Genomic DNA, 13,593 nt, shown 5'->3' on the forward strand with positions numbered 1-13,593 from the left:
TTTAAAAATGAAAATGAAGGTTAAACTTGCATAAATTAACTTCTTAATCTAGCGTAAACTTATGTACACAGGTGATTAAAGCATGACGCAACGACTTGTTTGGAATTTTGAATTTTCAACAACCAAAACGATTCCCTTAACGAATCTCGTCACGGATGAGCATGAAGAGATTAAATGGGAACGACGTTTTTTTTGGTCTGAAGATGAAATTATCCATTTAACCTGCATTGATAATTCTTTGTTGGATCTGGCTAATTATCATCAAAAACATAAAGAGGATTCTTATTACCTGCTCCCTGACTCTAATTTAAATATTAAACTTCGACGCAATGAATTATTGTACAAACCCATACTGCAACATACCCCGTCGGCAACAGGATTTGGTACCAAAATAAATCTGGACACGATACATAATCAACCTGATACAGCAGAAGACATTAAATCAGATTATTTAGATTCTATTGCCCAGGAAGCACGACAAAAGGGCATTGAAGTATTTGTCAGGAAAGAAGCTTTTATTTATAAATTTCCAACCACTCCTCATATAAAATTGGAACTCGCTCGGCTGGAAGTAAGAAATCATGTCTATTTTAGTGCCTGTATTGAGGGTAAATCGTTATATTTAGTAGAATTACTTAGCGAGCACTTGCTGGGCAAGCAGGTTTCCTGCGAATATGTAACATTCCTGAAAAACATCATTAAATCATGATCAAAACACTGTTAGGTATCATTTACAGTTTTGGAAAAATTGGCATCATCTCCCTGGGTGGCGGAAATTCCATGCTGAAGCTTTTGGAATATGAAGCAGTAAATTACAGGCATTGGGTAGAAAATGAAGAGTTCATAGGAATGCTGGGAACCAGTTTTTTATTTCCTGGACTAACTGCAGTAAAACTATCAGCACTTATAGGATACAAGGCGGGAGGAGCTTTAGGTTTAGTCCTTGCGGTGATATGCCTGAATCTACCTGGCCTGATTATGGCAATACTGGGTTATCATTGGTTAACGTCACATAACGGACCCGTTACGCGAAAAATAATGATTTCAGTACAATATGGTGCCTTAGCCCTCTTGGCTGCTGCAACCTATTCGGTAGCGCAGGGAGTTATTGACGTGCATTTTTCAATCCCTATTGCATTGATTACCGTATTGTTTTTTATTGCCTTGACAGTATGGAATGTTTCTCCTTTTTATGGCTTTCTTGTATTTATTGCGCTCTGTTTTTTTTTGGTGCGCTAACTACTCATTATGAATCAATAAAAAATGGCTAAAACCTACTGGTGGGTTGAGTTTTTTCAGATTTAGCTCTACCCTGACTAAAAAGAAGAAAATGGAGTTCCCCTTGGATACGACTCTGGATAACCCAGACTATTATATTAATAGAGAATTTTCTGCAATTGCATTTAATCAGCGAGTGCTCATGCTCGCTAATGATGATCGTGTTCCATTATTAGAACGAATGCGATTTCTTAGTATTTGCAGCAGCAACCTTGATGAGTTTTTTGAAATTCGTGTTGCTGGACTTAAAGAAAAAATTGCTCTTTCTTCAGGAAAATTAACAATCGACGGTTTACGAGCCGACGAAGCATTTAGCCAAATCAGTCAAAGAGCACACCTTTTAATCGATCAGCTCTATAGCATCTTCAATAAACAATTACTTCCTGCGTTGCGCAAAGAAAATATTCATTTCCTTGAAACCCATCAGTGGACTGATGATATTCACTTATGGGCAAAACATTATTTTAAAAATGAAATATTGCCTGTAATCAGCCCCATAGCATTAGATTTGGCACATCCGTTACCCAGATTAATTAACAAAAGCCTTAACTTTATCATCTCTTTAAGTGGCAAAGACGCCTTTGATCGAAATATTAATTACGCAGTAGTACACGCCCCAAGGTCTATACCTCGCATGATTCATTTACCTTCAGAATTATGTGGTGATGCTCATTATTTTGTTTATTTGTCCTCCATTATAAAAACTCATGTAAACAGCTTATTCCCTGGAATGGAAATAAGCGGATGCTATTCTTTTCGCCTGACTCGTAATAGCGATTTGTTTCTTAGAGAAGAAGAGATTGATGATTTAGCTAAAGCGGTGCAGAGAGAAATATTTTCTCGCCATTATGGGCATGTGGTCCGATTGGAAATTGAACAAAAATGTCCAGATAAAATTGTAGATTTTCTTTTACAAAAATATCATCTACGCCATGAAGATGCCTATTATTGTGATGGTCCTGTTAATCTTCAACGATACATGACCGCCATTAATAGCATAGACAGACCGGATCTTAATTATCCTGTTTTTGCCGCACAATATCCTAAGCTTCCTAAGTCACAGCGAAATTTATTTAACGTTCTTGATGAGCAAGATATATTACTGCACCATCCTTATCAAAGTTTTGATTTGGTCATTGATTTTGTCAGACAGGCCGCATCAGATCCCAATGTATTGGCAATTAATCAAACTCTTTACAGAACTCACTCAGAATCAGTTATGGTTGATGCATTGGTGAATGCAGCACACTCAGGAAAAGAAGTCACTGCGGTTATTGAATTACGAGCCCGTTTTGATGAAGAATCCAACCTAAAACTGGCGAATAAGCTTCATGCCGCGGGTATTTTGGTGCTTTACGGCGTGGTGGGTTATAAGACTCATGCAAAAATGACCTTGGTCGTTAGAAGAACGCACGGTAAGTTAAAACGTTATGTACATCTAAGTACTGGAAATTACCATGAACAAACCGCGAAACGCTATACGGATCTTGGATTGTTAACTTCTGAACCAACGATTACCTCTGATGCTCAACTGATTTTTCAACAGCTAACAGGATTAGGAAAGGTAGTAAAATTAAAGGCGCTTAGTCACTCCCCTTTTACTCTACAAAAAACACTCTTACAACTTATAGAACAGTGCAGTACTGCAGCTGCAGAAGGCAATGAGAGCGAAATTATGCTTAAAGTAAACGGATTAACTGACAAAGTGACTATCCAAGCGTTATACAAAGCGTCACAAGCGGGAGTAAAAATTAATCTTCTGGTCCGTGGAGTTTGCTGCTTAAAACCAGGGTTGCCAGGAATTTCTGACAACATCAGAGTGCTTTCCTTTATTGGCCGTTTTCTGGAACATCATAGAATATTCTACTTTAGAACAAATGAAAAAGAACAGTATTTTTGCTCCAGCGCTGACTTAATGGAACGGAATTTATACCATCGCATTGAAATTATGTTTCCTATACTCAATGATGAGTGTCAAAAAAGAATCAAGAATGAAATTATTAAAAACTATCTTAAAGACAACAGTAACACTTGGGAAATGCAAAGTGATGGTACTTATAAACCTACAACGCAAGGGAATAATTGCGCCCAGGAAAAATTAATTGAACTTTATGCCGAAAAGGATATACCAATTTAAGGTGTGTTGACCACACTAAATCAGTAGTGTTTTGTGCGTCTTGCCCGGCTCTTCCCTTGCAAGACGTGGTAATAAATATCCTGGCAAGAGACTTTGTAACTGCTGGTAGATGGTTTGTGCTTTCGAAATGGACATATCAAAGTGAGCAGCACCTTTAACCTTATCCAGTACATGGAGATAATAAGGCAGTACTCCATAAGCAAATAAAGCATGGCTTAATGCAGCCAAAATTTTTGGATCATCATTTATTCCTGTTAATAAAACGCTCTGATTCAGTAACAGGCAACCTGCAGTCTTTAAGTCAGTACAGGCTTTAAGGACGTTCTCATCCAACTCTTGCGCATGATTACAATGCAAAACAATTACTTTATTTAATCGAGTTGATTCTAATATCGAAAGTAAATCACTATCTATTCGTTCGGGAAATACTACAGGAATACGCGTGTGCACCCGTAAGGTTGTTACATGGTGTATATGCTCTAATTGTTCGATCAATTCCTTTAATACCAAATCGGAGGCAAGTAATGGATCTCCGCCACTTAATATAACCTCAGAAATTGAAGGATCATTCGCTACATACTCACAAATCTCTTTCCAGCCATTTCGTCCAGGATTATTTTCCTTATAGGGGAAATGTCTTCTAAAACAATAACGGCAATTAACGGCACAAACTCCAGTTACTGTTAATAGTACGCGTCCATGATATTTATGAATTAAGCCTTTTAAGGGATTAGTACTTAATTCCTCAAGAGGATCCAAACTGTACGCCTCATGACTGACCAACTCGCCTTCTACAGCCAGTACCTGTAATAACAAGGGGTCATTCGGATTGCCCTTCTGCATTCGATTTGCGAAACTCAAGGGTATACGTGAGGAAAATTCTTTCTCAGCTAAAGCGCTCCCCATTTTATTTGGCAATTCTAAATAACTTAATAAATCAGTTGCTGAATTGAATCCTAGTGCTAATTTTTTTTGCCAACTCAATGAGGTATCTCGCATTAATTATACAGACTTGATAAACTGTGCGAACTTTAGCGAAAATACAGCAAAATCTCAACTATGGAGCACTAATGGCAATCTATAGCACTAATGAATTTAAAAATGGCTTAAAAGTAATGGTAGATGATGCTCCTTGCAGCATTCTTGACTGTGAATTTGTTAAACCGGGTAAAGGACAGGCATTTACTCGTATTAAAATTCGCAATCTGAAAACAGGACGAGTAGTAGAGCGTACCTTTAAGTCAGGTGATACCCTGCCTTCTGCTGATGTTGCCGATGTAGAAATGCAATATCTCTACAATGATGGCGAACAATGGCACTTTATGGTTCCAGACAATTTTGAACAATATGCACTTAATGAAGCTGTTCTTGCAGATGCGGCTCAGTGGTTAAAAGAACAAGATATTTGTATTGTAACTTTATGGAATAATGAACCAATACAAGTTATGCCTCCTACTTTTGTTATTTTGGAAATTGTTGAAACGGATCCTGGCTTAAAAGGCGATACCTCTGGCGGCGGCGGCAAACCAGCGAAATTAGAAACAGGAGCAGTAGTTCGAGTACCTCTGTTTGTGCAAACAGGCGAATTAATCAAAGTGGATACCCGTAAAGGCGAATATGTTTCTCGAGCAAAAGAATAATCGTCAATAAAATTAATAGCCTTATTTTAGGTAGCTTAATGAAATGCCAATTACATATGGCATTTCATTAACAATATCAGAATCAAATTCAGATATTCTAATATCCATTGTAGTAGCCACCACCCCAATAACCGTAATCATCTTCCCAATAGCTGGAGTAATAATAATTATTTCCCCAGTACGGTCTGTTATTATAATAACCAACAGAGTACACATAATCATTGCTGTATCCTGGATCATAAGCCACTGTATCAACAGAAACAGTTTCTACAGTGCAACCATTCAGCAACAATAAAGGAACACTTATAACAAGAGAAAGTAGTAACTTGTTCATGATAGCTTCCTAGCAAGGTTGTCGCCATTTAATTATACAACATGATCCAATATTACTCAAATTAGACACAACTTTCTGTAACAAAATTCTTGGCTTTTTAACTCAGTTAACCCAAAGCAGTCTGATTTAATTACCGATAAAAATGATTATTATAAAATAGAATAACGCACAACAAACCATCCGCAGATTCTCTATCCAACAGATATTCATTGATTGTTAGAATCCTATTATTTACTATTATCGCCTGATTGATATTCACACCAATAACTGATGATTTGAAAAGGATTTTTATGAACGTATATGCCAAATCAACTAACACACTGCTTCACTTTGTTATGCCATGCTTTATATTATTCCTTCTCTGCTTTACGAAAATTGCCTGGTCAACTGATCAGTTTGGATGGAATGAAAGTCGACGGTACATGGCTCATGGAATTTGTCAGTCAAATCATGATGACATGTGTCAAGGTAAAGGCGTATGTGACACTGGAGGCGCTGTAACCCAATGCTCTCCAGGATGCTCCGAAAAACCAGGGGGTTGGTATCAATACTCTTATTATTGCTCACAACCGCCCGCTGATGTCTGCTCAGGAAACGCTATAGCAAAAAATTATGCCTATCCAAAACAATCCTGTGATGAGTACTGCATTGGCTGGGGAGTTCATTATTGTTTTATTTTAGATGGTGAGTTTAAAGCCTGCTCGATGGGAAATGATCATGGCTACTGTATGTGTGGAACGATAATTGGCACTACTCCAGGATGTACGCCCACTCCACCAGAGCCTCCTTTAGCGAACAACCAATAACAAAATTAAGCCCGTATTAGCGAAAGCTCATACGGGCTGTTAGCGGTAGATTCCGGTGTAACATATAGTACAGGCAACGACCTCCCGAGTTCTGAGCCGCGACTGAAATGCAAAATGGAGATTTATGTAGAGCTTAAGGTTTCCTACCGATTGTAGGCTTACACACCACTCTCCAAAACAACCTCCCAATCTGGAATTATTTACTGGTTCAGTCGGGATCAGTCATTACCTATATGTACTAATAATAGACCACCAAAGGCATTATTGGCAAATTTTTATACAGATTCACTGGTGTCGAATAAAGGAGACTGGATAGTGGGCAACAAGAATGGATGCTCAACATATTTAGGGTTTAAACCCGGGGCCTTTCAGCTCACTCATTTTTTCACGGCATAGTGTTTCAAACGCAATAACAGAACTGGTTTTAATAAGCCCTAGCGACAACTTGGTGATTAAGCCTTGACCGGTAGCCAAAATAGCATAGTCAGTACTTTTTTCAATTGCTTTAATTTCTTTCTTAAGGTCTTGTACAGTCTCACATTTTTCGATTTTTTTATAGAGTTTATCCAATATTTCAGACTTTAAAGCATCCCCTTTTAATTGATTTCTCATTGAATCACTTGAAACTTTAAACCAATGAGATCGACCTGGATTAGTTGACCTGTCTGCTTTCTCTATATAGTAGGCATAATCACTTTTCGGATTATGTTTTAAGCGAGTATGAGATATCGGTTGAGGGTTAGGTGCCGGTTGCAAGGGAGTCCCGTGAGCCGAACCATTGTCTTTAGAAAAATCATGTTTCTGTTTAAAAATAAAACTCCTATAATCTTCCAAAATCAAAGAGTTGGTAAAGCAATTTGCCGGTTTTAAATTTTTAAATTGAATCACGTCGCTCATTTCTTGCAATAATTCATGACGTTCAGGTAAAGTACGAGTTTTACTGTACACAAGTTCCAATTCAGCAATGATATCCTTACCCCGACGCCATCGTTCATTAACTCGAGATAATGAAACAGGAAATTTGGTGAACGGTTTAAATTCAGCCTCACCTGTTGAATTGAGTACAACCTGCTCACTTCGTTGTGTTGGCTGAGTTTTTAAATAATTACCGGCGGATGGTACGCCAAAGAATCTATCATAGGCTTTTTGTATCCTTTGGCCAGGTTTACCTGGGTCGGAATGTGCCGTTGTTAATTGGTTCGTTTGGGGATCACGAGAAATATTGGTCGATGCTGACCAGTCGCCCAGAGCTGTATTCAAATTTGAATTTTGTACATTATTTGTATCGCCCCCCATAACAGAGAGAACACCTCTTTGCTCCATGGTTCGTTGATACTCTTCAATTTCATTTTTATAATCATGCCCATAAAGTAAATGAAGGTTGGTAGCGACAACTTTACGATTTGAACCATCTTTTAAAGTAAATGTCGTTTCATACCCACGATATTTCTGTTTCCCATTGGCGTCTGGGGGAGCTGGAAAAACGCCCTGACTGGAATTTAATCGCAGCTTGTTCGTATTATAAATCATAGCCATAGGTTGTTGAGTACGATTAGGATCGCTCGGTCGTTGAGTAAACACCAATTCATAGCCATGCCGTTTTAACATCTGTTGAAACTCATTTTTTAATCCAAGATTTTGTTTGCCAAACAAAAAATCAACTTCCTGGAGAAACACAATATCGTCGCCGCCATTTGAAATATTCGCTTCGATTTTATTGAATTGAGCACGTTTACGCACCTCATAATTAGCCTGAGTCTCATCTGCGTCATAAGGATTATTCGCATAGGCTTGAGTAACATGGTTCGCTTTTGAAAAACATTTGTCTTGTATATTCCAGGTGCCTACACTTAATTGAATCTGTACGCTGTTGTCTTCTGGATTGATTGATAAAAACTCTGTTGATTGATAAGCATGATCGGATAATACAGGAATAAAATCGGACATAATAAAAACCTCATCAGGAACATATGTATAATTATAATGCAAATATACTTTTATATACTCACAAGTTCCTGATGATAGCCACAAAACAACTCTTGGATTACTTTTAACGAACCTCGCGATGTAAATGATTCGCAGAAGCTTGTACTGTAGGCATGATGATCATTTGTTCAATATCAACATGTTGTGGTCGAGTGATGCAATAGATTACCGCATCGGCAACATCATCTGCCAATAAGGGCTGAAATTCCTTATAAAAATCCTGAGCTCTTTTTTTATCATTCCAACGTACTTCACTAAATTCAGTATTTACTGCACCTGGAGCTATTTCAGTGACTCTGACAGCACTCCCAAGCATATCCAATCGCATCGATTTAGATAATGCATGTACTGCATGTTTCGTTGCTGAATATATGTTCCCATTTGGATAGCACTCATGTCCGGCGATCGATCCTATATTGACTACATGCCCTCTAGCCCGCTCCAGCATTCCCGGAATGACTTCTCGACTGACATAGAGAAGACCTTTGATATTAGTATCAATCATGGTATCCCAATGATCGTCTATACCTTGAGAGATAGGCAGAGTGTCTAAAGCAAGACCTGCATTGTTAATTAGCACATCGATTGAGCACCATTCCTCAGGTAATGAACTTAACTGCAGTTTCACTTGTTTTTTATCCCGCACATCAAGAGGAACACTATAATTTATATTTTTAAACTGTTGTGTTAATTCTTGAGCCAATTGTTCCAAACGCTCTGTTCGGCGCGCACTTAAAATAAGCCGGGCTCCCTGAGCAGCACACAAGCGCGCACATGCTTCACCAATACCACTGGATGCTCCAGTTATTAATACAATTTTATTAGTTAATGAATTCATTTACTTACCTCAGCAGTTTTTAACTCTCATTAGTGATGCCGGAAGAGTTGTATAGGGTAACGACTTGAGAATAATTACAAACTATCCCATGATCTTCAATATAAAATATATTATTAAAAAAATAGAATCTGTTGGCCATTCATCCATAGATCCCTAACGTCAAGATACTTAGAAATCGGTATGGTCAACAGCTATTAATAATTAGATGGAAATAAATAAAGCAATAGAAGCACAAGTCTCGAACAATTATCTCTGATAGGATAAATTATTATCTAAAACAATGTCACTCTCACCACTATGCTCTTTCAACACGCATCCAATTCCTAGTTTCTTTTTAGAGTCAATTTCTATTTGTTGCATTAATGCATAGGTATATTGAGTAGAATAAGGATCATAATCGCCTGAATCATAACATTCCCAGTTCGATCTTATGCCAAAATATTCCTTTCTATTCGACAAATCAATTGGACTCTCCTTAATACAGCCAACATAATTATTCCATGGATCGCAGACCAGAGAGTCATTCACCAAGAGAAAAGCATGATGGGAAGTAGTATAGATCGATAAAGGAATACATACATCATTAGTCGACAAAGTAACAGCAACAAATTGTCTTATTAATCTATCCAGGGCTACAAAAGACTGAAGCTGACAGTTACCTGCTCCAAATTCTGTTATTTTTTTGACACACAGAAGTATACGCTCCAAAAAAGACAACTCCGTGTTTGCAAGTATAGTGTCCGAAGCACTTTGAGACATGTATGCAAGAGTAGAAAAAAATCGATTTTTTTGCTTTTCACCAGGTATGTTACACGCTCTTATTTCCTGATGGATCTCTGATGTAACTTGTTTCACAATCTTATGTATTACCTGTGACCGCATGATAACAACCCAAATTGTTAAAATCTGAAATTAATTGATTATTTTATCACAAAAAACATCCAAATGTATCATATATGAGCAAATGTGCACGATTTAATTCAATGATATTTTGTTAATTAATACTCTCTTAATGTTCAAACCTTATAATACCAATCCATATTTACCAATACTATTACCAAAAGAGCAATATATGGACACCAAATTCTGTGCTTTAGAAAGCGCCCCTATTAGCGAACGACAACGTCAGTTGTTCCTTGATGACTTTTATTCCAGTTTTCATCAATTAAAAGCTAAAAATGCAGAACTAGTTTCCGCCACAATTGCTGAAAAGGATATAAACCCCCATCCGGAATCAAAAAAACTGGAATCAAGGAAAGCAAACAGATATGCAGAACTCACCCATTCAGATGTTGTTGACGTAAGAAAAAAAGCGCTTGCCACAAAAAAGCAGTATGATTTCAGTACGGATGATATCACAGTCTGGAATATGATTGTCGCAGTGAATCAATTAGCTCAAGAAATTTGCTCTTCTGATTTACCTACGGACAATGAGGAAGATGCGGTTTTAGTCAAATTAACTCAAGATTCAGCGGATAGTATATTGAATAACCGGCGTATAAGCTGGTTACGTAAAATTCTTGATATAGCACTCTTGACCAAGCAATCTGGATTTGGAAATTGTCAGGAAAAAGCTTTTTTTGGATTTGCCGCTTTAGTACTTGAGTCTCAAAACATGAACTCCCTAATCCATACGCTCAGGCTGGCAACATTTAAAAATCATTTTATTGTCATTGTTAATGAACAAATATTAATGGACCCTTGGTTAAATCTGGCGTTCCCTCTTGATGATGAAAATCTCCAGAACAATATCGATTATGTATTCTCAGGATTTGGCCAGTTAATTGATTATTTTACTTTTAAGACAAATGGAGATTGCTTCACTCATGAAGTAATTGAAGGAAAAATATCTGAACTCGATTCTAAGTCAATGACTGATATGTCACCTTGCCTTAATTTACTGGCTCAAAATCACAAATATTTTGCTTTACCTGCGTTATCAGGGAAGGAAAATCAATCAAAGAGACATCGAGGGGAACCAGAAAAGCCATGTCCTCCTGATGAACCATTAAGCAATAAGACAAAAACCCACCAAACTCCAACGGATTACCAGAGCAGCAGCTCGTTTTTTTCAAAACCCCATCCAGATGTAAAAAAACAAAAGAACAATAATCTGAAACAAAGTCAAAATAGAAGTGGAATGCCTGCAAGTCTACCAAACAGCACATTATTTTCAACTGCGAACCCCTTGCCCAGAGGATCTTTGCTTGATTATCCGAGTCAACCGGGAGTCTCTCACCCTTTGCTCTAATCATCTGCGGTAGAAGGCAGATTTGTACCTGCCTTCATCTCAAGAATAATCAGAAACAACTCAAGACCAGTAACTCAATAACATTAAACAGCCCCTTCTGTGCTGTTTCCTTCGCTATAAGAATGCGAACCTACACCAGCTAATCTGCCATTGTGTACGATCAAATATTCATCTCGAATAGGTTTGTTACCTAACCAACACTCAAGAATTTCTCTAACACCAGCGGCATATCGAGCTTGTGCTGATAAGGTTGTACCTGAAGTATGAGGGGTCATGGCATGATGCGGCATGCTCCGCCATGGATGGTTACTTGATGGAGGTTGTGGAAACCATACATCACCAGCATAACCGGCCAGATGACCTGATTTTAACGCGTCAGCTATAGCGTCTCTATCACATATTTTGCCACGCGCTGTATTAATCAAGTAAGCGCCCCGTTTCATCTGCTTGATTAATTGTTCATTAAATAAATGCTCCGTTTCAGGATGTAAGGGGCAATGAATAGAGACAACATCACACACTTTTGCCATGGACTCAACATTAGGGTGATAGGTTAAATTTAATTCTTTTTCCACAGCAGCAGACAATCGGTGTCTGTCTGTATAATGTAATCCGACATCAAATGGTTTTAATCGTCTTAAAACTGCCAGTCCGATACGTCCTGCTGCCACACACCCTACCTGCATACCTTCCAAATCATAAGAACGACTTACACAATCCGCAATATTCCAACCGCCTTTCAACACCGTGTTATATTGTGGAATATAATCGCGAACTAAAGCCAGAATCATCATGACAGCGTGTTCCGCAACACTGATACTGTTACAAAAAGTCACTTCACATACAGTGATGTTATGTTCCATGGCTGCCTGTAAATCCACATGGTCAGAACCAATACCCGCAGTAATAGCTAATTTGAGTTGTGGAGCCTGCTGTATGCGCTCCCGAGTTAAATAGGCGGGCCAAAAAGGTTGAGAAATGACAATATTGGCATCCTTTAATTCTCGTGCAAAAACTGAATTAGCGCCTTCCTTATCACTGGTTACTACATATCGATGCCCCATGCGTTCCAAAAAATGTCTTAATCCCAATTCACCACTAACAGAGCCTAATAACGCCCCGGGAATAAAATCAATCTCAGTTGGTGATGGCATACTTTGACCATCTGGATATTGGGATAACTGTGGAATGGAATCACGAGCATATTCAGGGGGGAAACCTGATTCGGGATCATCATAAAGTACACAAACAATGTTCTGGTTTGGCAATTGAGACATAAAATACTCCTTTATAATTAAAGACTTCCAAAACTTGAAACAGATAGTCATACTAAATTAAAACAGGGGTTGCAGACCAGAATTTTTAGATTAAATAGACTTTTTACTTATTAAAGAGCTATATTCATCATTTGATTATTTGAAGATTTAATTATTATTCAATCATGTGTACTTTATTAAATGGAGTTACTATGTCCGAACGCGATTGGCCTGCAAATGATTATGCAATTGGCTCTTATATTCAGGCATCTGTAGCCGATCATCACCTATCAGAACTCAATATTGCTCCAACTGACAAGGTATTGGATATTGGCTGTGGCAATGGCACTTATACTCGAAAGATACTTGATATGGTCCCACACGGTTCCGTATTGGGAATTGATGCATCAGAAAATATGTTAAAACTGGCTCAGGAAATCACATTAGAGTACCCCAATTTTTCGATTAAAAAAGACAATGTAATCAGTATGAATTACACCGAACAGTTTGATTCTATTGTCTCATTCTGGTGCTTGCAGTGGGCCACTGACATCTATGAGTCTTTTGTAAATATTATTAAAGCTCTAAAACAAGGCGGTACTTTTTTTACCTTGTTCCCATCAGGTGATGATCCATTCATTATGAGTTATTATGCTCTTAGAGACTCAGGCCAATTCAGTGTCCTGTCTGATTTCAAACCACCGGTTGACTACTCCCAGATGGACCATCTGGATAAAAAACTGAAGGACATAGCCTGCAAAAAACTCAACGTGAAATTATGCAAACAATCGATTGTCCTGCCCTCACTGGATGTATTTAGAAAATTCGTTAATGGTATTGCCTTCTATCAAGGACAGTTAGCAGAACCTGATATTAAAAGAGTCAATGAAGCTATGGTTCAATATTTTGATAATGAATGTCAGCGTAAATACCACGGAGAATATCAATTTAACTTTACTATATATTTAGTGACTGGAGAAAAATAAGACAATTTATCAGGACTTACGAAAAACCCCAAGGTCGAGGTAAAAAGGAATCATTAACGAAGAGATTGGGCGTTTTTCGAA

At 37.9% G+C, this 13,593-nt stretch carries 13 protein-coding genes; 7 read left to right on the forward strand and 6 right to left on the reverse strand.

Going from position 1 to position 13,593, the window contains the following annotated elements; translation table 11 throughout:
- The first annotated feature begins 82 nt into the window (after nucleotides 1–82).
- From IZU94_RS15475 to ppk1, 3 genes are all read left to right on the forward strand, one after another.
- Nucleotides 83–709, forward strand: coding sequence for a hypothetical protein (locus IZU94_RS15475; protein WP_203112665.1), 627 nt, complete (start codon nucleotides 83–85; stop codon nucleotides 707–709).
- Nucleotides 706–1,239 carry a chromate transporter gene (locus IZU94_RS15480; RefSeq protein WP_203112668.1) on the forward strand — a complete coding sequence of 178 codons (534 nt, stop codon included), beginning with the start codon at nucleotides 706–708 and terminating at the stop codon, nucleotides 1,237–1,239. The genes IZU94_RS15475 and IZU94_RS15480 overlap by 4 nt, the downstream gene beginning before the upstream one ends.
- Before the next feature lie 91 nt (nucleotides 1,240–1,330).
- Nucleotides 1,331–3,415, forward strand: coding sequence for a polyphosphate kinase 1 (gene ppk1, locus IZU94_RS15485; protein ID WP_203112671.1), 2,085 nt, complete (start codon nucleotides 1,331–1,333; stop codon nucleotides 3,413–3,415).
- 15 nt (nucleotides 3,416–3,430) lie between these two features.
- Here the strand turns inward: ppk1 and epmB are convergent, their stop codons facing one another.
- Complete coding sequence (gene epmB / locus IZU94_RS15490; protein WP_203112674.1) at nucleotides 3,431–4,414, reverse strand: EF-P beta-lysylation protein EpmB; 984 nt, start codon at nucleotides 4,412–4,414, stop codon at nucleotides 3,431–3,433.
- Between the two features lie 71 nt (nucleotides 4,415–4,485).
- Here epmB and efp point away from each other — a divergent pair, with 71 nt between their 5' ends.
- A complete protein-coding gene (efp, locus tag IZU94_RS15495; RefSeq protein WP_203112683.1) occupies nucleotides 4,486–5,055 on the forward strand; it encodes an elongation factor P in 570 nt (189 codons plus the stop codon).
- Nucleotides 5,056–5,152: 97 nt separating this feature from the next.
- Here efp and IZU94_RS15500 read toward each other — a convergent pair whose 3' ends face one another.
- A complete protein-coding gene (locus tag IZU94_RS15500; RefSeq protein ID WP_083501240.1) occupies nucleotides 5,153–5,389 on the reverse strand; it encodes a hypothetical protein in 237 nt (78 codons plus the stop codon).
- Between the two features lie 290 nt (nucleotides 5,390–5,679).
- Between IZU94_RS15500 and IZU94_RS15505 the strand changes: the two genes are divergently transcribed.
- On the forward strand, nucleotides 5,680–6,195 hold the full coding sequence (locus tag IZU94_RS15505; RefSeq protein ID WP_203112685.1) for a hypothetical protein: 516 nt from the start codon (nucleotides 5,680–5,682) through the stop codon (nucleotides 6,193–6,195).
- A gap of 345 nt (nucleotides 6,196–6,540) precedes the next feature.
- Here the strand turns inward: IZU94_RS15505 and IZU94_RS15510 are convergent, their stop codons facing one another.
- The 3 genes from IZU94_RS15510 to IZU94_RS15520 all read right to left on the reverse strand — a co-directional run bounded on the left by IZU94_RS15510 (nucleotide 6,541) and on the right by IZU94_RS15520 (nucleotide 9,874).
- A complete protein-coding gene (locus tag IZU94_RS15510) occupies nucleotides 6,541–8,142 on the reverse strand; it encodes a hypothetical protein (RefSeq protein WP_203112687.1) in 1,602 nt (533 codons plus the stop codon).
- A gap of 103 nt (nucleotides 8,143–8,245) precedes the next feature.
- On the reverse strand, nucleotides 8,246–9,019 hold the full coding sequence (locus IZU94_RS15515) for an SDR family NAD(P)-dependent oxidoreductase (RefSeq protein ID WP_203112689.1): 774 nt from the start codon (nucleotides 9,017–9,019) through the stop codon (nucleotides 8,246–8,248).
- 246 nt (nucleotides 9,020–9,265) lie between these two features.
- Nucleotides 9,266–9,874, reverse strand: a complete 609-nt coding sequence (locus IZU94_RS15520) for a hypothetical protein (RefSeq protein ID WP_203112692.1) — start codon at nucleotides 9,872–9,874, stop codon at nucleotides 9,266–9,268.
- 217 nt (nucleotides 9,875–10,091) lie between these two features.
- Between IZU94_RS15520 and ceg10 the strand changes: the two genes are divergently transcribed.
- Nucleotides 10,092–11,270 (forward strand): Ceg14 family Dot/Icm T4SS effector, encoded by a 1,179-nt coding sequence (ceg10, locus tag IZU94_RS15525; protein ID WP_203112694.1) that lies wholly within the window; start codon nucleotides 10,092–10,094, stop codon nucleotides 11,268–11,270.
- Between the two features lie 83 nt (nucleotides 11,271–11,353).
- Here ceg10 and IZU94_RS15530 read toward each other — a convergent pair whose 3' ends face one another.
- Complete coding sequence (locus tag IZU94_RS15530) at nucleotides 11,354–12,547, reverse strand: NAD-dependent formate dehydrogenase (RefSeq protein WP_203112696.1); 1,194 nt, start codon at nucleotides 12,545–12,547, stop codon at nucleotides 11,354–11,356.
- Nucleotides 12,548–12,738: 191 nt separating this feature from the next.
- Between IZU94_RS15530 and IZU94_RS15535 the strand changes: the two genes are divergently transcribed.
- The gene (locus IZU94_RS15535; protein ID WP_203112698.1) at nucleotides 12,739–13,512 is read left to right on the forward strand and encodes a methyltransferase domain-containing protein; all 774 of its coding nucleotides are present in this window, start codon (nucleotides 12,739–12,741) and stop codon (nucleotides 13,510–13,512) included.
- Nucleotides 13,513–13,593 lie beyond the last annotated feature (81 nt).

This window comes from Legionella bononiensis (assembly GCF_016786215.1).
GTDB lineage: Bacteria > Pseudomonadota > Gammaproteobacteria > Legionellales > Legionellaceae > Legionella > Legionella bononiensis.

Excerpts from the sequence above, each read along its gene's own strand:
- IZU94_RS15475 (WP_203112665.1), top strand. The coding sequence starts at position 83 with ATGACGCAACGACTTGTTTGGAATTTTGAATTTTCAACAACCAAAACG.
- IZU94_RS15480 (WP_203112668.1), top strand. The coding sequence starts at position 706 with ATGATCAAAACACTGTTAGGTATCATTTACAGTTTTGGAAAAATTGGC.
- ppk1 (WP_203112671.1), top strand. The coding sequence starts at position 1,331 with ATGGAGTTCCCCTTGGATACGACTCTGGATAACCCAGACTATTATATT.
- epmB (WP_203112674.1), bottom strand. The coding sequence starts at position 4,414 with ATGCGAGATACCTCATTGAGTTGGCAAAAAAAATTAGCACTAGGATTC.
- efp (WP_203112683.1), top strand. The coding sequence starts at position 4,486 with ATGGCAATCTATAGCACTAATGAATTTAAAAATGGCTTAAAAGTAATG.
- IZU94_RS15500 (WP_083501240.1), bottom strand. The coding sequence starts at position 5,389 with ATGAACAAGTTACTACTTTCTCTTGTTATAAGTGTTCCTTTATTGTTG.
- IZU94_RS15505 (WP_203112685.1), top strand. The coding sequence starts at position 5,680 with ATGAACGTATATGCCAAATCAACTAACACACTGCTTCACTTTGTTATG.
- IZU94_RS15510 (WP_203112687.1), bottom strand. The coding sequence starts at position 8,142 with ATGTCCGATTTTATTCCTGTATTATCCGATCATGCTTATCAATCAACA.
- IZU94_RS15515 (WP_203112689.1), bottom strand. The coding sequence starts at position 9,019 with ATGAATTCATTAACTAATAAAATTGTATTAATAACTGGAGCATCCAGT.
- ceg10 (WP_203112694.1), top strand. The coding sequence starts at position 10,092 with ATGGACACCAAATTCTGTGCTTTAGAAAGCGCCCCTATTAGCGAACGA.
- IZU94_RS15530 (WP_203112696.1), bottom strand. The coding sequence starts at position 12,547 with ATGTCTCAATTGCCAAACCAGAACATTGTTTGTGTACTTTATGATGAT.
- IZU94_RS15535 (WP_203112698.1), top strand. The coding sequence starts at position 12,739 with ATGTCCGAACGCGATTGGCCTGCAAATGATTATGCAATTGGCTCTTAT.